Annotated in this window: 18 protein-coding genes; 9 read left to right on the top strand and 9 right to left on the bottom strand. The window is 63.3% G+C overall.

All coding sequences use genetic code 11. The features are described from left to right. Positions 1-107 precede the first annotated feature (107 nt). The 4 genes from ACQR1W_RS25135 (at position 108) to ACQR1W_RS25120 (ending at position 4861) form a co-directional block, all read left to right on the top strand. The gene (locus ACQR1W_RS25135; RefSeq protein ID WP_434853311.1) at positions 108-2015 is read left to right on the top strand and encodes an FUSC family protein; all 1908 of its coding nucleotides are present in this window, start codon (positions 108-110) and stop codon (positions 2013-2015) included. Beyond that, positions 2012-2215: a DUF1656 domain-containing protein gene (locus tag ACQR1W_RS25130; RefSeq protein WP_434853310.1), complete on the top strand. Its 204-nt coding sequence runs from the start codon at positions 2012-2014 to the stop codon at positions 2213-2215. The genes ACQR1W_RS25135 and ACQR1W_RS25130 overlap by 4 nt, the downstream gene beginning before the upstream one ends. A 10-nt stretch (positions 2216-2225) precedes the next feature. After that, positions 2226-3524, top strand: a complete 1299-nt coding sequence (locus ACQR1W_RS25125) for a biotin/lipoyl-binding protein (protein ID WP_434853309.1) — start codon at positions 2226-2228, stop codon at positions 3522-3524. Positions 3525-3814: 290 nt separating this feature from the next. Next, positions 3815-4861, top strand: coding sequence for a helix-turn-helix domain-containing protein (locus ACQR1W_RS25120; RefSeq protein WP_434853308.1), 1047 nt, complete (start codon positions 3815-3817; stop codon positions 4859-4861). Between the two features lie 331 nt (positions 4862-5192). Here the strand turns inward: ACQR1W_RS25120 and ACQR1W_RS25115 are convergent, their stop codons facing one another. From ACQR1W_RS25115 to ACQR1W_RS25075, 9 genes are all read right to left on the bottom strand, one after another. Further along, positions 5193-6143 (bottom strand): AEC family transporter, encoded by a 951-nt coding sequence (locus ACQR1W_RS25115; RefSeq protein ID WP_434853307.1) that lies wholly within the window; start codon positions 6141-6143, stop codon positions 5193-5195. Further along, entirely contained in the window at positions 6140-7021 is an 882-nt protein-coding gene (gene mdcB, locus ACQR1W_RS25110; RefSeq protein WP_434853306.1) for a triphosphoribosyl-dephospho-CoA synthase MdcB, read from the bottom strand. Before mdcB ends, ACQR1W_RS25115 begins: the two co-directional genes overlap by 4 nt. Continuing rightward, positions 7018-7695: a malonate decarboxylase holo-[acyl-carrier-protein] synthase gene (gene mdcG / locus ACQR1W_RS25105; RefSeq protein ID WP_434853305.1), complete on the bottom strand. Its 678-nt coding sequence runs from the start codon at positions 7693-7695 to the stop codon at positions 7018-7020. Before mdcG ends, mdcB begins: the two co-directional genes overlap by 4 nt. Next, entirely contained in the window at positions 7670-8392 is a 723-nt protein-coding gene (gene mdcE, locus ACQR1W_RS25100; protein ID WP_434853304.1) for a biotin-independent malonate decarboxylase subunit gamma, read from the bottom strand. The genes mdcG and mdcE overlap by 26 nt, the downstream gene beginning before the upstream one ends. Next, positions 8379-9317 carry a biotin-independent malonate decarboxylase subunit beta gene (locus ACQR1W_RS25095; protein WP_434853303.1) on the bottom strand — a complete coding sequence of 313 codons (939 nt, stop codon included), beginning with the start codon at positions 9315-9317 and terminating at the stop codon, positions 8379-8381. Before ACQR1W_RS25095 ends, mdcE begins: the two co-directional genes overlap by 14 nt. Beyond that, positions 9314-9631 carry a malonate decarboxylase acyl carrier protein gene (mdcC, locus tag ACQR1W_RS25090; RefSeq protein ID WP_434853302.1) on the bottom strand — a complete coding sequence of 106 codons (318 nt, stop codon included), beginning with the start codon at positions 9629-9631 and terminating at the stop codon, positions 9314-9316. The genes ACQR1W_RS25095 and mdcC overlap by 4 nt, the downstream gene beginning before the upstream one ends. A gap of 8 nt (positions 9632-9639) precedes the next feature. Next, the gene (mdcA, locus tag ACQR1W_RS25085) at positions 9640-11286 is read right to left on the bottom strand and encodes a malonate decarboxylase subunit alpha (protein ID WP_434853301.1); all 1647 of its coding nucleotides are present in this window, start codon (positions 11284-11286) and stop codon (positions 9640-9642) included. After that, positions 11283-12152, bottom strand: a complete 870-nt coding sequence (locus tag ACQR1W_RS25080) for an MBL fold metallo-hydrolase (RefSeq protein WP_434853300.1) — start codon at positions 12150-12152, stop codon at positions 11283-11285. The genes mdcA and ACQR1W_RS25080 overlap by 4 nt, the downstream gene beginning before the upstream one ends. Positions 12153-12250: 98 nt before the next feature. After that, entirely contained in the window at positions 12251-13036 is a 786-nt protein-coding gene (locus ACQR1W_RS25075) for an alpha/beta hydrolase (protein WP_008973323.1), read from the bottom strand. A 241-nt stretch (positions 13037-13277) separates the two neighbouring features. On the opposite strand from ACQR1W_RS25075, the gene ACQR1W_RS25070 reads away from it, so the two are divergent. The 5 genes from ACQR1W_RS25070 (at position 13278) to ACQR1W_RS25050 (ending at position 19019) form a co-directional block, all read left to right on the top strand. Continuing rightward, positions 13278-13634: a hypothetical protein gene (locus tag ACQR1W_RS25070; RefSeq protein ID WP_434853299.1), complete on the top strand. Its 357-nt coding sequence runs from the start codon at positions 13278-13280 to the stop codon at positions 13632-13634. A 122-nt stretch (positions 13635-13756) separates the two neighbouring features. Further along, positions 13757-14284 (top strand): hypothetical protein, encoded by a 528-nt coding sequence (locus ACQR1W_RS25065; protein ID WP_434853298.1) that lies wholly within the window; start codon positions 13757-13759, stop codon positions 14282-14284. 19 nt (positions 14285-14303) lie between these two features. Continuing rightward, the gene (locus ACQR1W_RS25060) at positions 14304-15476 is read left to right on the top strand and encodes an efflux RND transporter periplasmic adaptor subunit (RefSeq protein ID WP_434853297.1); all 1173 of its coding nucleotides are present in this window, start codon (positions 14304-14306) and stop codon (positions 15474-15476) included. Next, positions 15473-18616 carry an efflux RND transporter permease subunit gene (locus tag ACQR1W_RS25055; RefSeq protein ID WP_434853296.1) on the top strand — a complete coding sequence of 1048 codons (3144 nt, stop codon included), beginning with the start codon at positions 15473-15475 and terminating at the stop codon, positions 18614-18616. The genes ACQR1W_RS25060 and ACQR1W_RS25055 overlap by 4 nt, the downstream gene beginning before the upstream one ends. After that, positions 18603-19019, top strand: coding sequence for a thioesterase family protein (locus ACQR1W_RS25050; RefSeq protein ID WP_434853295.1), 417 nt, complete (start codon positions 18603-18605; stop codon positions 19017-19019). The genes ACQR1W_RS25055 and ACQR1W_RS25050 overlap by 14 nt, the downstream gene beginning before the upstream one ends. Positions 19020-19339: the final 320 nt, after the last annotated feature.

Genomic DNA, 19339 nt, shown 5'->3' with positions numbered 1-19339 from the left:
GGCCGCTGGTGGACCGGAAATACACGATCGGCACGGCAACCCCATACTGGATGCGATGTCACGACATCGGCAGGGCGACCAAAGCCTGCCGCAGCGGATGATGTACAATGCAAGTGGACGTCACCGGTGCTGCCGCCGAAGTACGCCCGTCGATCTTCGCCGGATTCCCCGCAAGCTCCTGGGCTTTCGCAATTCGGGTGTGGCTAGCCACCCTGCTCGCGCTCTATGTCGGCTTCTGGCTCGAGCTCGAATCGCCGTCCTCGGCCGCAGTCACCGTCGCGATTCTGGCCCTGCCGACACGCGGCCAGGGTCTCGAGAAGGCAGGCTACCGGCTGCTCGCAACTGTTGTCGGGTTCGCGGCATCCATCGTGATCGCCGGCGTCTTTTCCCAGACTGACGAACTCCTGCTCGCAATGATTGGCATCTGGATCGGGCTTTGCGTCTATGCGGCCGGGTTGCTGGATGGCAATCGCGCCTATGCAGCAGCTCTCGGCTGCATCACCGTCGCCCTTATCGTCGTTCAGCAGATCGATAGCCCCTCGCAGGTGTTCACAACGGGCGTCGCGCGGGGCGCGGCCATTGCGATCGGCGTTCTCGCCACTGCGCTGGTCAACGACGTTTTGGCCGCGCCGGACTATCATCCGGTTCTGGCGAGCCGCCTCGACGCGCTATATCACCGGGCTATCGATTTTGCGGCGCGTGCTATGCGCGGCGAAGCTGCATCTGCCGCAACGGCGGCCCTCATGCTGCGCGATATCTTGGCCCTGCGGCCGGAAATCGCGAGCCTCACCACGGAATCGAGCAGTGGACGCGCGAGAAGCGCAGCCGCGCGCTCCACGATCGTGGATCTCGTGAGCGCGTTATCCCTCACCCGTGCGCTGATGACATTGCCGGTCACATCGACAACGGTAGCGCTTCCGAATGATTGGGATCGTAGCTCATCCGACCTGATGAGGATTTGCCGGGCCTGGCTCAGCACGGAGATCAGCCGCAGGAACGCCGACGTGCGCAACAGCCTCAATGCCCTGCATACCGGTGCGCGCCCTTCCCGGCATTGGCGCGCGCCGTTGTACCGCTCGCGTCGCATCGCCGCTGAAAATGCTACGAGGGCAGCGACCGCCTTCGTGCTGATCGCAAGCTTATTCGTGTTGGCGGGCTGGCCAAGCACCGAGCTCTGCCTCTCGCTCGTCGCAGTCATCATCGGCTTGAGCGCAACGGCACCTGATCCGCGCAGCTTCACAATGGTGGCCGTGCTGGCCACTCCGATCGCGTGCCTGCTGGCCGGTGTCCTGAAGTACCTGGTCTTCAACGGCGTATCCGAGTTTCAGTTGCTGGCAATCGGTCTGGCACCCGTCGTCATCGGCCTCGCGCTGCTGATATCGCTGCCAAGCCGCGTGCTCTCACCGCTCGGCCGTCTCGTCCTGGTCTTCACTCTGGCCGTCCTCGCGCCAAGCAATCCGCAGAGCTACGAGCCGGAGGTGTTTCTGGTGACGTGTCTCTTTACCTGCCTTGCATCGGTTCTGGTCTTTGTGGCGAACCTCCCGCTCCCCTCCTTGTCAGGTGATCGACGGCTTCGGCTGCTGCTGGGCGAGGCTCAGCGGGAGCTGAAGAGCCTCGGCACAGGGCGAAGCCTGCACCTTGCACTCGAAGAGGCCGAGTTTCGCGATGCCTCGCGGATCGAGCAGATCGTGGCAGCAGCCGGCGCCTCACCGGCAAGCCAGAAGATGGTCCTTGAGGCGATGCGGTGCTTCGATCTGGCTACGATTCTGCGACGATGTCGCGCCGAACTGGACCCATTGGCGGCAGGTCCGCTCGCAGAGGCGGCGCGCGTCGCGCGGGGCGCTCTTGTCGGACGGAATGGAGAAGCCATCGTAACAGCTGCGGAGTCGCTGCACCGAACTGCAGCCCGAAGCACGCTCTGCGCCGATTCGGCGATCGCGACCCTCGTCCTGGCAAGCATTGCATTGACGCCGTCACAGCCCACGCCCGGATCAAACCAAGGCCAGCAGCTATGACGCACACCTACCGGGAGCTCGTCCTTGGCGGCGTCCTGATTGCGCCCATCGTCACCTATGCCGCAGCAGCGCTGTTTCTGTTTCTGTTGCTGCGTCCCCTGCTGCGCCTGGTGGGATTCGCACGGTTCTTCAGCAACCCATCGCTGGCCGAACTCAGCCTGTACATCACGCTGTTCGGCTTGCTCGCGCTTATTTTCTAGGAAGAGAGCCATGGAAGTCGCCCCTCCTCGCGATCGCGCCACGCTGGTCCAGGACGAACCGCCAGCCAACGCACAAGCTGGTTCCGAGGATGCCGTCGGTCGCTTCGTCCCTTCGAAGCCAGCACCGCGCGACAACAGCGACAGGGCGGACTGGAGCGACGAGCCTCCGACACAGATGGCGGCTTCCGGCACGCCGAAGCAGGAGACCATCAGACGTTTCGTCGTCGTAACTGGCAAGCATCTTGCGACGCTTGCCATCGCGCTGGTCGCCATCCTGGTCTCAGTGGCGACATGGCAGCATTATGTGACCGCGCCCTGGACGCGAAACGGTAGTGTCCGTGTCCAGGTCGCCAACGTTGCGCCGCAGATCTCCGGAAAGATCGTAGAGCTGCGGGTGGCCGACAACCAGCTCGTCCATAAAGGCGACGTCCTTTACGTCATCGATCCCTTCGATTTCGAAGTGGCCGCCAGCGTCGGCAAGGCCCTGGTCGAGCAACGCGCCGCAGATCTTGAGGTGAAACAAGCCGAGTACGCCCGGCGTCAGCACCTGTCCAATCTTGCCACCACGCCCGAGGAGCAGCAGATCTATGCGGGGAACGCGGTGCAGGCGAAGGCTGCCTATGACGCCGCAGCTCACCAACTCGCGCAGGCGGAATTGAATCTGAAGCGGACCAATGTCGTCAGCCCAGTCGACGGCTACGTGACCAACCTGCTGCTCCGCGTCGGAGACTATGCGACAACCGGGGTCAGCAACATCTCGGTCATCGATTCCAACAGTTTCTGGGTCGACGGCTATTTCGAAGAAACCAAGATGGCCCATGTCTGCGTGGGCGACCGCGCAGAAGCGCAACTGATTGGTTATTCCAGACCAATATTGGGTCATGTGAAGACGGTGACGCGCGGCATCAGCGTGTCGAACGCGGCCACGGGCACGCAAGGATTGCCCAACGTCGATCCCATCTACACCTGGGTCCGGCTCGCGCAGCGCGTGCCGGTGCGCATCGCCATCGACACGGTGCCGCCTGACGTGCCGCTGGTCTCTGGACTGACGGCGACAGTGACGATCCGATCCGCCGCCGCAGACGAACAGGCCACCTGGCTGAGCCAGCTTCGCGCAACCGTCGCAGATCCGATCTCCGATCTCTTCGGAAGCGGGCGCCCGCCGCGTCCGGATTGCCTCCGCGGGCTATCTCAGCAGCGCCCTGAAGCGGAGGTGCTCCCCTATTCGCACGAGACTCCGGTTCCAGCGGCGGCCAAGGTCGAGCCCGGCCTCGCCCCCGGCGTCGATGCTTCACCGCGCATTCCTTAATTCCTCTCTGGCCGGCGTGACCAAGATGGCCGGTACGGCATCCTGGCCGCCAACGCGCCCGGCCCCAAACTCGTCGAGGGCGGATGGTGTCGGATGACGCACCGCTATCGGCGATCGATTTGATCCAGCTCGCATGTGCGACAAGCTGCCAATTCCTGTGCATTTGCAAAATTTCACAGCCCTTAAGCATCGCTAACGGGTCTTGCGACCTGGCCGGACGTATCGTCTGGGCGTCGACTTGTTGTTGCAGCCGGCTGCCGTGGCAGCAGGCTTAGACGAAGGGATGAACTATGCTCACCGACATGCAAGCGGCCGGCAGTTGGTCCAGCTACCAGGCAATCCAGTGTGATCCGGGTTCCTCCCAGGAAGCGCGTGCGCTTCCCTGCGAAAGGGAATGGCGACAACCCGAGCAAGGCTTCGATGCAGCACCAGAGGACATCACAATTTCGCGTTGGATCTACGCGCAGGCTGCCGTCCGGCACGAAGAAGCGGTGACGCCTCCCGATCGATATTTCATCTCCATCGCCTTGAAGACAACGCGCCTCAAACTGAGCAGAGGAAACCGAACAATCTTCGACGGCATCATGCCGGCAGGTTCGCTGTATGTCGGCGCGCCGTCAAGGCAGCTCAGTGTGCAGTTCCTCGCACCGTGTGATTTCCTGCACTTCTCCTTGCCGATCGACCGCTTTTCACCGCCGCAAATCGGATCGCGGCTCTGGAGTGGCGACGATCTAAACGACCTCATCCTGCTGCGCGATCCATTCGCCGAGCAACTTGCAAAAGCGCTCACCGAGCCCGGCAGCTCGGTTGACCAGGAATTTGCGCAATGTGTCGGTCGGACGCTCGCGATGCATATTTCTCGGCACGAACCGCCGCGCACGAAAGTCAATGCCTTGCCAAAATGGCGGCTTCGGCGGGTCGAGGCGTATGTCAAGACACACTATGACAGCTGCATAAGGCTCTCCGATCTCGCCAAGGTCGCAGGGCTGTCACGCATGCACTTTGCGGCGCAGTTCCGCGCTGCGACCGGATATCGTCCGCGCGAGTATCTGCTGCATCAGCGTATCGAATACGCGAAGACTCTGTTGTCGAATTCAGAGACGAGCCTGGCCGAGATCGCTCTCGCGGTCGGTTTCTGCACGCAAGCGCATTTTTCGACGGTGTTCAAGCGGATCACGGGCGACACTCCTGCGCGCTGGCGATGCACCTGCAGGAACGAGCTCCCGCCGCTCCTGCTGCTGGACAACGATCGGGCTTCAGCCTGCAAGACGTTGCCCGGTGTCGCGCCGGCGAACCGGCGCGAATCCTGCGAAATGAGAAACAACCTGGGTTCGTGAAATACTTGTCCCACCAGATCGGCGAAGCTGCAGATGTAGCGACTGAGACCCCCAGTCGCGGCTCGCGCCTTCCTCCCGGGGCATACGAGCCTCTCGGGGCCGTCCTCCGCCAAGGACGGCCCCCTTTTTGCGGGCCGAACCCGATCGGCAACGGTCAAGGTCGGACCAGATCTACCGCTGCTTTCTGCTTTGCCGTCGAGATGCTGCGCAAGCAAGGTTCGGACGCCAAGGCTCCTGAACTCGTCGAGAGACCGTGCCGGAACGTCGGCGGCCGCGGAACCACCGCCCGTTCAGGGCGAACATATGTGCATGCAAGCGTCATCGGCATGGCCTAATGGGGAAAGAGCACCGCGATCGCAATCGCCATGGTGACGATGCTGAATCCTGTGCTCGCAATGACCATGGAGCCGGCCGTCGCGGAATCCAGCCGGTAATTAACGGCAAACAGAATGCCGAAAAAACCTGACGGGACGGCGGCGAGCAGAATTGCCGTCTTCGCCGTGTCCGGAGCGATCGGAATGACGAAGACGGCCGCGATGGCGAGCAGCGGCCGAATGACGTCGGAGGCCGCCGTCGCGGCAACGACCTTCCAGTCAAGCCGAAACGACTGCGCCGACAGAATCAGGCCGGTCAGGAAGAGGGCCACGCCGGCAGCCGCACTTCCGATCAATGCGAGGCAGGCATGGGCCAGTGCATCGGGATTCAGATCCGACAACGAAAGGACGATCCCGAGCGCGGGCGCCAGCACGACCGGCTTGGTCACCGCGCGCCGGACGGCCGACAGAATCTGCCAGCCCGAGAGTTCGCCACCGTGAGACTTGCTGGCGCTCATCTCCACCATGATGAGCGTGAGCGGACTGATAAGGATCGAACCCGTTGCCAATGCCACGGCTACCGGGACGGTGCCGGCCGGTCCCAGCACGGACGACAAGATCGGAAGCCCGACACCGGCGAGATTTGGAAAGCCGATCGTCAAGGCCTGCAGCGATGCGTCCGGCCCTGATACTTTGACGAAGCTGCGCACGGCCCAGTACCAGGCGGCATAAAGCAGCAGCATCGTCAGGCCGAGCACCAGGAACAGAGGAGTCTGCGCGATCATCTGGCTGCGCGATGCCGAGGCGGTCGCGGCGAACAGCGAGGCCGGCAGCGCAAAATCCATCACGAGTGCGTTGAGACCGTCGACATGATGATTATCGACGATCTTGAATCTGCCGGCGGCATAGCCGAGCAACAGGACGAAGAAGACCGGCGCCAGCGCCATCACGATCACATTGGACGTCATGGGCTCGGCCTTTCATGAGCATCGACGAAAAGCGTCATGGCAAGGAGATCGGCCGATCCACCGGGACTAAGACGCCGGGCAACGAAGCTGTCGTGGATAGACTGCGCTCGGGCGCGCCAGCCGGGCCGTCGCACGCCGCCGCTGTCGATAAAGTCACGGGCAGTCGAGCGGGCAAAGCGGAGGCCGTCGAGCCTGCCACGATGCAGCAGATTGGTGTCTTCGACCGAGGCGATCAGGGCGAAGCAGGCTTCCACCCGCGCAGCCTCCGCCTCGTGCGGGACGGCCCACTCCGTTTTCCGCAGAGCCGGCAAGCCGATCCGGTAGACGCTGGGAAATCCGCTCGCCGCCTCGAGGCGCGCACCGCCGGCGCGAAAGCGGCGGCGAGCAGCGTTGCCATGGCTGTGCAGCACCACCGGACCATCGATTATGCCGTCGCCCCAGAGCCGCGCGACGATATCGCCCAGCGGCAGCTCGGGATTAATCATGCCGCCGGCTCTCGCCCCAGCCGCAGCGCACAATAAGCCTAGTCCGAAGATCGCACCGCGATGGGTGTTGACCCCGGAGGTCGCAGCAAGCATTGCGCTTTCGGCTTCGAGGCCAATGATCCTGAGCCGCCCCATTCCGCAGCCACGCGCAGCCGCATCGGCGAGCTGCCGAAAATAAGGTTTGATCGCCGCGGCGCTGCGGCGAAACGTGCCGGCGTCCATGTCGTCGTGACTGCCATTGTCGACATGGCTCACGAGCCCCGGCTTCGGCCAGGTCTCCAGCTCCATGATGAGGCAATCGGCGGCGCTGTCGCCGATGGCAGAGACATCGTCACGTCTTTGTGGATGGCGCCAAAGCGCCCGCTCCGGACTGCGCGCGAGCGCGGCGGTCATGACATCGCTCCCAACACAAATCGGTCCCTGCGGAGCAGGCCGACGCTATCAACACGCTTGACCAGGATCTCTTGCGGACCGCCGAGGAACTCGCGCCAGTTCACCGCGGCGCCATCCTGGCGCATCAGCTCACCGTCGAGCCGCATGGGGGCGTCGGCCTCGATCGCGGCGATATCGGCGACAAGACGATCGACATCGGTCGCGCCGCGGAGATCGAGCAGAAGATCGAGATCGGAATGATCAGTCACGTAGTCGAGTCTGGTCAGCGCCTGCCAGGCCAGGCTCCCGAAGACGCGCACCTCCACCGCATGGCGGACGGTGAGTTCGTCGAGACGATCAAGCGTCGGCTGCCAGGTCCGCGGCGCCGATGCGCGCACGTCGTTCAGCGCCGGGGGCCTCGCGACAGAAACGATGTCATCGAAGCGCAGGACAAAGGAGAGCCGCTGCTTGCCGGCAGCGGGCGGCAACGGCAGTCCCAATGGTACGCCGAAGGCGTCAGTTGGTGTGGCGCGGCGCCTGACCGCCGGCCATCCCCTGTCGGCCCAGTCCGCCACGAGCGGATGACCGGCGAGATCGCCGCGCGCGGCGAGCATTGCGTGCCAGCTCTCGGCACTGACAAAGACCAGGTCGTGACGACTGATCGGGCGTTCATCGGGTGTGCAGGGTGAGATCACGAACACGCTCCGCAATTTCGGCTGCTTTCATCCGGCCGCCACGCTCCTCGCCCAGCGCGTCGCGCCGATCATGTGCATCGGGCATGTCGGCAAGCAGCGCGTCCAGTTGATCCGCAAGTGAAGCCGCGTCATTCCACGTGACGTGAACCGCCCCCATCCGGGCCAGATTCGACAAGCCCGGCGCAAAGACCGGCGTGGATTTGGCCTTGTCCTGCAATGCCGCCGTCGACAGCTTGGTTACCTTTGCCATGGACGGCAAATCCATCACCGCCGGGTCGGCGCCGGGCAATCCGACCAGCACGCGGGCCGCGAGGCCAGTTGCGAGTAGAGCCCCTGCGGCCGAGTGACCGTACAGAAGGCCGATGGTCGGCCGGCCATTCATGTCCGCGTAGATCAGCACCTTGGCGAGATGCGACAGGAATTCGTTCAGACCGAGCAGCTCGTCACGCCTGCTCATGCGCTGGCTGTCGCTGTCCACGAGGACCAGGATCGGCCCGCTTCCCTGATCAAGGGAATCCAGGACATAGCCGGCAAGCCTGATCGCCTCATCCACGCCAAGCGCGGTCCGACCGGCTATACCGATGATGAGCATCTTGGCGCTCGACCGCGCCCTCGCCGAACCGAACAGGATGCCCTTGTCGTTTCTGACCTCGTGACCGCTGGGAAAGAGCGAGGCGAGGATGTCATCGAGCGTCACGGCTGGTCCTCCCGATCCTGTTGGCAAGCGCGATGAACTGGTCGTCCGGCAGATCAGGAACCGTTGCTGCATCCGCAATGCCTTCGGCCGCCCAGATCTCGACGGCATCCCGGCAGGCTCCGAACTGTCGTAATCGGTCGGCGAGGCGCAGCTGCTCGGCCTTCAGCCGGTCGAGGCCGAAAGTCCCGACCACGTCAAGCAGCTCGCGCGCGGCATCGCGAAAGCCCTGCACCGTATCGTCGGTGAAGACGTCGGCTGCGCCGAGCAACCGGCGATGCTTGCCTCCCATAGTGCGCCAGACCAAGGCGCGATCGCGAGAGTCGAATTCCTCGACGCCGCGATTGGTCTCGATGACCTCGGGACCTGACACTGCGATGCGCCCGGGCTCGGAGACCGCGAGCGCGGAGCAGCAGCCTGCGATCAAACCGCCGCCGCCATAACATCCGGAGCGCCCGCCGATCAGGCCGATCACCTTCACGCCCGCGGTGCGCGCTTCCATGACCGCACGCATGATCTCGGCGATGGCGAGCTCGCCGGCATTGGCCTCCTGCAAGCGCACGCCGCCGGTATCGAACAGGATGACGACCGGGGTCGACTTGATCTCGCGTGCGGCGCGCAAGAGCCCGGTCAGCTTGGCGCCATGGACTTCGCCGAAGGCGCCGCCCATGAAGCGCCCTTCCTGCGCAGCCACGAACACCGGCGCGCTATCGAGGCGCCCATGCCCGACAATGATGCCGTCATCGAACTGCTCGGGAAGATCGAAGATCTTCAGGTGCGGACTGACCTCGCGCTGCTCGGGCCCAATGAACTCGACAAAGCTGCCGGCATCGAGCAGCAGTTCGAGCCTTGTCCGCGCCGACGCCTCGTTGAAGCTGGTCGCGCGCGACCGTCCCGCGGGAGCAAGGCGCTTCGACGACGCCGTCATTGGCCGCCCTCCTCGATCAGGCGAACCGCCTGGGCCAGACGAAGCGAGACGGTATCCGGACGTGCGCCGCCATCGTTGATGGAGAACTGAAGTCCGCCCGGCGAATAACGCTCGACGAAATCTGCGATGACGGCATTCCAGACCTCGCCGAAACCCATGGCCACAGTCCTGATCTCAAACCGGCATCGCGCATCCGGAAGCATCCGCTCCACCAGCACCTCCAGATTGCCAGAGGCAACCACGCCGACGATCGCGCTCCGTTTAGTGCCGCCGGCACGCGCGCGGGCCTGGTGTTGAAAACTGAGATCTTCCATGGCGATTCTCACCAGTTGCGGAATTTCGACGGCGGCGCGTAGAGGCCGCCTGACCAGCGCACGAGATCCTTGATCGAGCGCGCCGCCAGCATGCTGCGATCCGCATCGAGTGGATTGATGCCGAGGTCTTCCGGCCGGCGGATCACGCCGCGCAGGCGGAGGTGCTCCACCAAGTTGCGATCTCGCCCGCGGCCGACCGCGGTGTAGCCGGCAATGCCACGGATCGCCTGCTCGCGCTCCAGTGCGGTGCGACAAAGCAGGAGGTTCGCCACGCCTTCTTCGGTGACGATGTGCGTGACGTCGTCGCCATAGATCATGATCGGGGCGAGCTCGAGCTTCAGTTTCTCGGCGAGCTCGAGCGCATCGAGCTTCTCGACGAACAGCGGCACGTTGTTGTCACCGAAGGTCTCACCGATCTGAACGACCAGCTTGCGCCCACGGCGCAACAATGCCGAGCCGTCGGGGTCAGCTTCTGCTCCCGCCTTCAGCCAAGGCTCGCTCGGATGACGCCGCCCGCGGGCATCCGCTCCCATATTCGGCGCGCCGCCGAACCCGGCGATACGCGAGCTCGTGACAGTCGACGAATTTCCGTGCAGATCGATCTGCAGCGTGGAGCCAATGAACATGTCGCAGGCATAAAGCCCAGCCGACTGGCAGAACGCGCGGTTGGAGCGTAGCGAGCCGTCCGGGCCGGTGAAATAGATATCGGACCGGGCGCGGATGTACTCATCCATGCCGACTTCCGAGCCGAAGGAGTGAATTTGGCGGACCCAGCCGGATTCGATCGCCGGAATGAGCGCGGGATGCGGATTCAAGGCGAAATGGGTGGCGATCTTGCCCTTCAGGCCCAGCCGCTTACCGAAGGTTGGCAGCAAAAGCTCGATCGCCGCCGTGCTGAAGCCAATGCCGTGGTTGAGCCGCTGCACGCCGTAGGGTGCATAGATGCCTTTGATTGCGAGCATCGCAGTGAGGATCTGCCCCTCGGTGATCGCGGCGGGATCGCGCGTGAACAGCGGCTCAACGAAGAAGGGCTTGTCGGACTTGACGATGAAATGCACGCGGTCTGCCGGGATGTCGACGCGCGGCACCTCATCCACGATGTCGTTGACCTGCGCGATCACGACGCCGTCCTTGAATGCGGTCGCCTCCACCACGGTCGGCGTGTCCTCGGTATTCGGACCGGTATAGAGATTCCCCTCGCGGTCGGCACTCACGGCCGCAATCAGCGCCACGTGCGGGGTCAGGTCGATGAAATAGCGGGCGAACAGCTCGAGATAAGTGTGGACGGCGCCAAGCTCGATCTTGCCGCCGAACAACATGCGCGCGATGCGCGCCGATTGCGGTCCGGAATAGGCATAGTCGAGCTTCTTCGCCACGCCCTGGTCGAACAGATCCAGATGCTCGGGAAGAACGATACCCGACTGCACCATGTGGAGGTCGTTCACTCTGGAACGATCGACCGCTAGCAGGGCGCGACTAAGCAGATCCGCCTGCTTTTGATTGTCGCCCTCCAGGCAGACGCGGTCACTCGGCCGAATCACTGCTTCCAGCAGCCGGGTCGCGTCGCGGCCATCCACGACCTTACCGGACGCAAATCTAGCGCCCGCCGCGATGCGCGCATCGCGCGCGACACGGTCGTTCTGCCAATTCGTCATGGGCTTTGTTCCTTGGCCGCATTGGCCCCGCTCCAAAGCGATCCTGGATTGGCGTAGTCGGGATAGAGCCGCAGCATCGCCTCGTAGAGCTCAAGCGCAGATGTTGTCGCCTGATCGAGGAGATTGAAGTCGAGCAGGTACTGCCGCGTCTTTGCGATATTGCGCGGATTGTCGTCGTTGTCCGGCTTCTTATGTCCCGCGATCACGAAGCGTGGCCTCAATGTCTCGAGCCGTTCCAACGCGGCGATCCATTCAAGCCGGCTCTGTCTATTGGTTTCAGCGAGATAGGGATGGATTCCGTTGTAGACGGTGTCGCCAGCAATAATCAGGTCAAGCCCCGGCACATGGAGCGCCGTCGAACGCGCCGTATCGGTCCGCCCCATGTCGATGACGACGAGCTTGTGCCCCTCGAGCATCAGTTCGCCCCCTTCCAGGGGCTCTGCCGTCACGAGTCGCTCCGCGATCACCCCTGGAAATCGCTTGCGCCAGAAGCCGTCAATCGATGCCGGCGCTAGTTGCGCCTTCATCGCCTCGACGACCTCGGGAACCGCAAACGCCCTGGCGTTTGGAAAGCGGTCGAGCAGCGGCGCGAGACCAAAGAAGTGATCACCGTGACCATGGGTGACGTAGATCGCAGTCAGATTCTTGCCGCTTGCCACCACCCAGTCCAGCAGTGTTTTCGATTGCTCGGCGGTCAGAAACGTATCGACGAGCACCGTGTCGCGCTCGCCGTAGATGAGAGTCGAGGAATTCGCGACCCACATCAGGTCCGGATTGCCCGACGGCAATTCGCGGCTCAATCCGGCACGCTTCGCGGTGAGCACGCTCCAATTCAGCGGCGCGTTCATGTTTTCGATCACAGTCACAGACATCTCCAGCTCAGGCAGCGGGCTGGCGGGAGCGCTCTTCGCGCCGCCAGCCTTCTCTTTATGGGGTGTGCTACCATCGCGGCCAGCGGCCGACCTCAACGTGCAGCCGTTTGCGAAACGTTGCGGGCGGCCTGCGTGATGATAGCGGCCACTTCCTTGGGATGAGACTCATAGACGGAGTGGCTGGCGCCGGGGATTACGGTCGTATGGCTCTTGGCGCGCTCGTAGTACCAACGCTCGAGGTCCGGATTGATGATCTGGTCGCCACCGGCAACGATGCCCCAGCTCGGCTTGGTCTTCCACGCCGCCGCCGTCAGCGGCGTGCTGAACACCTGTGTGGCGGCCAGGACCTGGGAGCGCGCGACAAACTCGGCTCGCTCCAGCGGCAGATCGGGCGCGAAGAGTTTGGGGAACTGCACCGGATCGAGATAGGTGAACTTGTCGGGCGTCGTCTTGACAACGCCTTCGGTCTTTCCGAGCACGCTCGGTGTCTTCTTGCCCAGCGCCGCTTCATCCTCACCGACATCGGGCGCGTGGGCGGCGACATAGACGAGACCCACGACGCTGGGATGCACGCCGGCCTCGGTGATGATGGATCCGCCATAGCTGTGGCCGACAAGAAGCGTAGGACCATCCTGAAGATCGAGCACCCGCTTTGCCGCCGTGACATCATCGGCAAACGACGTCTCCGGCTCCTGCACCATGGTAACGCGGAAACCTTCCTTGGTCAGGATGTCGTAGACCGGCTTCCAGCCGGACGCATCGACCCAGGCGCCGTGCACCAGGACGATATTCTTCACCGGTTCCGCGCTTGCCGGGACCACAGCCGAGAACAGCGAAAAAGCGGTCGTAAGAGCAAGACAAGCATTGAGGCGGTTCATGTCAGATCACTCCGGGTTGCAATGATCCGACACTAGCGAGGTGGCTGCTCCTCGTATTTCTTCAAGCCAGGATAGTTTTCACTTCGCACGTCTTCGACCGATTTCCATCGGCATGTCGAATTCGAACGTGGACCCGCCTGACCATTCCTTCATGAAAGACAAGCCACGCGCGCGCATGTCATGCAGCGGCCGCACGCTGATATCCGCTGCATATCTCGTTCCGAAGGGATGAGCCATGACAATGACCGCAAGGACGATGACATACTGTGCTGCTTTCGGTGCCCTGCTATTTGCGGCCTCACCCGCTCAAGCAGGCGCCTGCGAACCGTCGATCGCGAGCGTTCAGGCACAGGTCGACGCCGCGATCGAACAGAGCGCCGGCTCCGACCAATGGAAGCCGGAAAGCCTCAACGCGCTGCGCGGGCATCAACCGACTCCGCGCTCGCTGGCGCAGACCGAGGGTCGCAACGGAGCGGACCTTCAGCTCGCTCTCGATGCGCTCGAGCGTGCCCGCGCCGCGGACCGCTCCGGTCAGATCGCCGCGTGCCACCGAGAGCTTTCCCAGGCGAAGCTGATCCTCGTGCAGCAACGACAGTAACTCGGACGGCGTTAGGCGCTTCATCGTGCGGTGAGACAGCGGGACGTTCGTTCTCGAAATACCGTTGCTTCCGCCCCTCCCTATCGTCCGCGCCGAGTGAATTATCATCCGGGATAAGGAAGATGTCGGAACATCTCTCAGCAACGAGCCGAAGCACGCGACGAAATAGATGGCGCCAGCTCGGATTCATTATCCTCGGCGCAGCGCTGGTGTTCGGCCTTCGGTGGTCGGCCCCTGCACTCGCTCAAACGGCATCGTCGGGACTGCAGCCGTCGACCGGCATGGGCGTAACGTCGCCACTTGGCGCAGCGCGCCCCGCGGGCATTCCACTGGGCTCGACCGAGATCGCCACGCCCGGCCTGGCTCCGGTCAGTCCACCGCAGGGCACCGGCGTGTGTGCCGGGTCTGCCAATGCCGGATCGCCCGGCGCGCTGTTCGACGGCGGCGGCGTTTCCAGCGGCGCATCGCTCTCCTGCGCTGACAGCCGAATTCCTGCGTCTGCGCTGCCCTCGCCATCCTCGGCAGGACGCGTCGGCATTCCGTTGGGCGCCACCGAGCTTGGCGGCGCCGGCGTGAGCCCGACCCTGCCCGTGCCCGGACCAGCGATTTCGGGCACCGCGGGACCTTCCAACAGCTTCGGCACTCCCTGAGATGACGAGGAACGGCACCGTGAAACGGAATCTCCTTATCACGCTGGTTGCTCTTGCGGCAGTCTCGACCGCGGCCGGCTTCTGGTTGTTTGCCAAGGACAAACCATCAGCGATCGCTGCAACGCCCGTCCCTGCCGCGATCCCGGTGGTCGCGGCCACCGTGACCGGCAAGGAGGTCCCGATCTACCTGCGCGGCATCGGTACCGTGATCGCCTATAACACGGACGTCGTGCACAGCCAGATCCAGGGGCAGATCGTCCAGATCGCCTTCACCGAGGGGCAGACCGTGAAGGCCGGCGACCTGCTCGCGCAGATCGATCCACGTCCCTATCAAGCCCAGATCGAACAGCTGACGGCCAATCGCGACCGCGACCAGGCTCAGCTCGTGAATGCCGAGGCCAATCTCTCCCGCTACAACCAGCTCGGCGACAAGGGCTACGCGACTCCGCAACTGATCGAGACGCAGACCGCGCAGGTGGCGCAGCTGCGAGCCGCCGTCAAGGCGGACCAGGCCCAGATCGACGAGGCCAATGTCCAGCTCAGCTACACGCGCCTGACGTCGGCCATTCCCGGCATCACCGGCGTCCGGCAGATCGACGTCGGCAACGTGATTCATCCGACCGATCCGAACGGGCTCGTCGTCGTCACGCAGATCGAACCGATCTCGCTTCTCTTCACCCTTCCGCAGACCGATCTGCCGGCAATCCAGGATCAGATGGCGAAGGGCCCGATGAAGGTCATCGCCTATAGCCAGGACGACAAGATGAAGCTCGACGAAGGCAGGCTGCTGCTGGTCAACAACGAGATCGCGCAGACGACGGGCACCGTCCAGCTGAAGGCAGAATTTCCGAACCGCGATCACCGGCTGTGGCCGGGACAGCTGGTGAATGCTCGCCTGCTGCTGGAAACACGGAAGGATGCCCTGACGGTTGCCGGGTCGGCTGTGCAGCAAGGTCAGAACGGCAGCTATGTCTATGTCGTAGCCCCGGACCAGACCGCGAGCCTGCGCTCGGTTCACGTGGCGCAGATCAGCGACGGCCAGGCGTTGATCGATCAGGGCCTGAAGCCGGGCGATGTCGTCGTCGTCGACGGCCAGTATCGCCTCAAGGACGGCAGCAGCGTCCGGCAGCTGCGCGGCAAGGCGGCGCGCGAGGCCGATCTGCAGAGCTCCGTCCAGGATGCCATTCCATGAATCTCTCCGCGCCCTTCATCCTGCGGCCGATTGCAACTGCCCTGCTGATGGCTGGGCTGCTCTTGTGCGGCCTCGCGACCTACCCACTGTTGCCGGTCGGCGCGCTGCCGAATGTCAACTACCCGACCATCCAGATTTCGGCGCAGCTGCCCGGCGCCGATCCGCAGACGATCGCTTCCTCGGTCGCCACGCCGCTCGAGCAGCAGCTGAGCCAGATTCCGGGCGTCACCCAGCTCACCTCGTCCAGCGCGCTCGGCGTGGCCCAGCTGACCGTCCAGTTCGAGCTCTCGCGGACGGTCGACAGCGCGGCTGTCGACGTGCTGGCTGCGATCAACGCCGCCAGCCCGTTTCTGCCGCCCAACATCCCCTACCCGCCGACGATCCGGAAGGTGAACCCCGCCGAGACGCCGATCATGCTGATCGCGCTGTCCTCCGACTCGCTTCCGCTGACCACGGTCGATGCCTATGCGGAAAATATCCTGCTGCCCAAGATCTCGCAGATCCCGGGCGTGGGCCTCGTCGGTATCGGCGGCCAACAGAAGCCCGCGATCCGCGTCCGCGTCAACCCGCAGGCGCTCGCCGCGCGGGGCATCGGCCTTGAGGATGTGCGCAGCGTGATCGCCGGCGCCAATGTCGATCTGCCGAAGGGCACGCTCAACAGCCCGCGCGTCACCTACACGCTGAACACCAACGACCAGCTCTTGAAGCCCTCGGCCTATGACGACCTGATCATCGCCTATCGGAACGGCTCACCGGTTCGGATCCGCGATATCGGTTCGGCGGTCGAAGCGCCCGAGAATGATCTTCTGGCCGGCTGGTACGGCAAGCAGCCTGCGATCATCCTCGCAGTCCAGCGCGTTCCCGGCGCCAATGTCATCCAGACTGTCGATCGCATCAGGAAGCTGCTGCCGCAATTGCAGGCCTCCGTTCCTCCGGCAATCAAGGTGACGATCGCGGCGGACCGCACCGCCACCATTCGCGCCGCCGTCTCCGACGTGCAATTCACGCTGCTGCTGACGGTCGCACTGGTGGTGATGGTGATATTCCTCTTCCTGCGAAATTTCTGGGCCACCATCATCCCGGCGGTCACGGTTCCGCTGTCGCTGATCGGCACCTTTGCAATCCTCTATGTGCTCGGCTACAGCCTCGACAATCTGTCGCTGATGGCGCTCTCCATCGCGGTCGGCTTCGTGGTGGACGATGCCGTGGTCGTAATCGAGAATATCGTGCGCCACCTCGAGGAGGGCCTGACGCCGATGCAGGCGGCCCTCAAAGGCTCCAGCGAGATCGGCTTCACGATCGTCTCGATCACCCTGTCGCTGATTGCGGTGTTCATCCCGCTGTTCCTGATGGGCGGCTATGTCGGAAAGCTGTTCCAGGAATTTGCCATCACCATCACCGCCTCACTGGTGCTGTCGCTCATCATTTCGCTCACCTTGACGCCGATGATGTGCGCGCGCCTGTTGAAGGATGACTCGCGGAAGACGCACGGCAGGCTCTATCTCCTGTTCGAGCGCGGTTTCGATGGCCTGCTTGCGCTCTATGCGCGAGGCCTGCGCATCGTGCTGCGCCACCGTTTCGCGACGCTGCTCGTGATGCTCTCCACCATTGTCCTGACCGGCTACCTCTATGTGATCATCCCGAAGGGCTTCTTCCCGCAGCAGGACACCGGGCAGATCGTCGGCATCACCGAGGCGTCGCAGGACATCTCCTTCCCCGCCATGTCCGAACGCCAGCAGGCACTTGTCGGGGTTCTGCTCAAGGATCCAGACATCGCATCGGTGGCGAGCTATATCGGTCCGGGCGGACCGACGGCGACGCTCAACCAAGGGCGCATCTTCATCGTCCTGAAGCCGAAGCCGGGACGGAAGGCCAGCGCCGACCAGATCATCAATCGGCTCAAGCCTGCGCTCGCTCACATCCAGGGCATCACGCTCTACATGCAGGCGGCCCAGGATATTACGATCGGCGCTCGCCTGTCGAAGACGCAATATCAATATACGTTGACCGATGCAGATTCCGATGAGCTGACCCACTGGTCGGCCATCTTCCTGGACAAGCTGCGCGCACTCGACATCATTACCGACGTCGCAAGCGATCAGGCCAATGCCGGCCCGAGATTGGATGTCACCGTCAATCGCGAAGTCGCCTCCAGCTTCGGCATCCTGCCCTCGACCATCGACAATACGCTCGACGATGCCTTCGGCCAGCGCATCGTCTCCACCATGTTCACCTCACTGAACCAGTATCATGTCGTCATGGAAGTCGACCCCAGCTTCCAGTACGGCCCCGAGGCGCTCAAGGACATCTATCTGAACTCGGCCTCCGGCCAGCAGGTTCCGTTGAGCACACTGGTCAACACCGTCATCAAGCCGGCGCCGATCCTCATCAATCACCAGAGCATGTTTCCGTCCGTCACGATCTCATTCAACCTCAAGTCCGGCGCGGCGCTCGGCGACGCGGTGGCGGCGATTCAGAAGATCGAGAAGGAGACCGGCAAGCCCGCCTCGCTGTCGACCTCGTTCCAAGGCAATGCGCAGGCATTCCAATCCTCTCTGGCCGGCACGCCGCTCCTGATCGGCGCGGCACTGATCGTGATCTATATCATTCTCGGCGTTCTCTACGAGAGCCTCATCCACCCAATCACGATCCTATCGACACTGCCGTCCGCTGGCATCGGCGCATTACTGCTGCTGCTTGCCGTCCACATGGACCTCAGCGTCATCGCCATCATTGGCATCATTCTTCTGATCGGCATCGTGAAGAAGAACGGCATCATGCTGGTCGACTTCGCCCTCGAGGTGCAGCGCCAGCACGGCCTTGGCCCGGAGGAGGCAATCTACCAGGCCTGCACGCTCCGCTTCCGCCCGATCTTGATGACGACAATGGCCGCTCTGCTCGGGGGCGTGCCCCTGATGGTCGGCACCGGCACCGGTGCGGAGCTTCGTCAGCCGCTCGGCTACACGATCGTCGGCGGACTGATGCTCTCGCAAATCCTGACGCTTTACACGACGCCCGTGGTCTACCTCTATCTCGACAGGCTCGGCGCGTGGATCGCCGGACGTAAGCCGCAGGCGAAAGAAACGGCTCCAACGTCTCCGGCCCAGACACCTGCGAGGTTAAGCCATGAATCCGCTTGATGGGATCGCGGTCGGCATGGCCGCGGAAAAACTCGTGACCATCACGCCTGACATGACGGTCGGTCATGTTGTACCCGGCATGCCGGCCGTCTACGGCACGCCGATGATGATACTGCATATGGAAATGGCAGCGGGAGCAGCGATCCAGCCATCCCTGCCGGCGGGCTATGTCAGCGTTGGGATGATGGTCAGCATCCGTCATCTCGCGGCAACGCCAGTCGGCCGCCACGTGCGCGCAATTGCGCGCGTCATTCAGACCGACTCCAGAAGCGTCGTATTCGAGGTCGAGGCATGGGAGGGCCATCGTAAGATCGGCGACGGCACCCATCGGCGCGGCATTGTTGATCTCGCCGAGTTCGAGAGGCGGTTTGGCGTGAGAAACCTTACCGTCACCGTGGCCTGAGTCGTTTGATGCGAAGCCGCGACACCTGGAATCGCGCTGCATGCGCGAGGTCGTGCGTTTCGGAAAAAAATCCGAAAACGCCAAAAGACTCGTTTTCCGCATTGCAGTAGACCGGCCGCATCATGCGCATTCATCCGAGCATCTGGTCTCGGCATTCGAATTCATGTTCGGCGAGCCCTTATCGAACCCGTTGCCCCATCCCACGCTCGCTTCCGGACAGCACCGGCGAACAAGGGCCCGTGACGCCGGACGAGTTTGTGGAACCCATGCTTTGAGCAATGATCCGATCTTTCAATCGGACGATGCGCGTGCGGGTGGTC

The sequence above is a fragment of the Bradyrhizobium sp. HKCCYLS1011 genome (assembly GCF_051167795.1).
Classification (GTDB): Bacteria; Pseudomonadota; Alphaproteobacteria; order Rhizobiales; family Xanthobacteraceae; genus Bradyrhizobium.
Note: the sequence above shows the minus strand (reverse complement) of the source record. Positions and strands in the feature narration are given on the sequence as shown.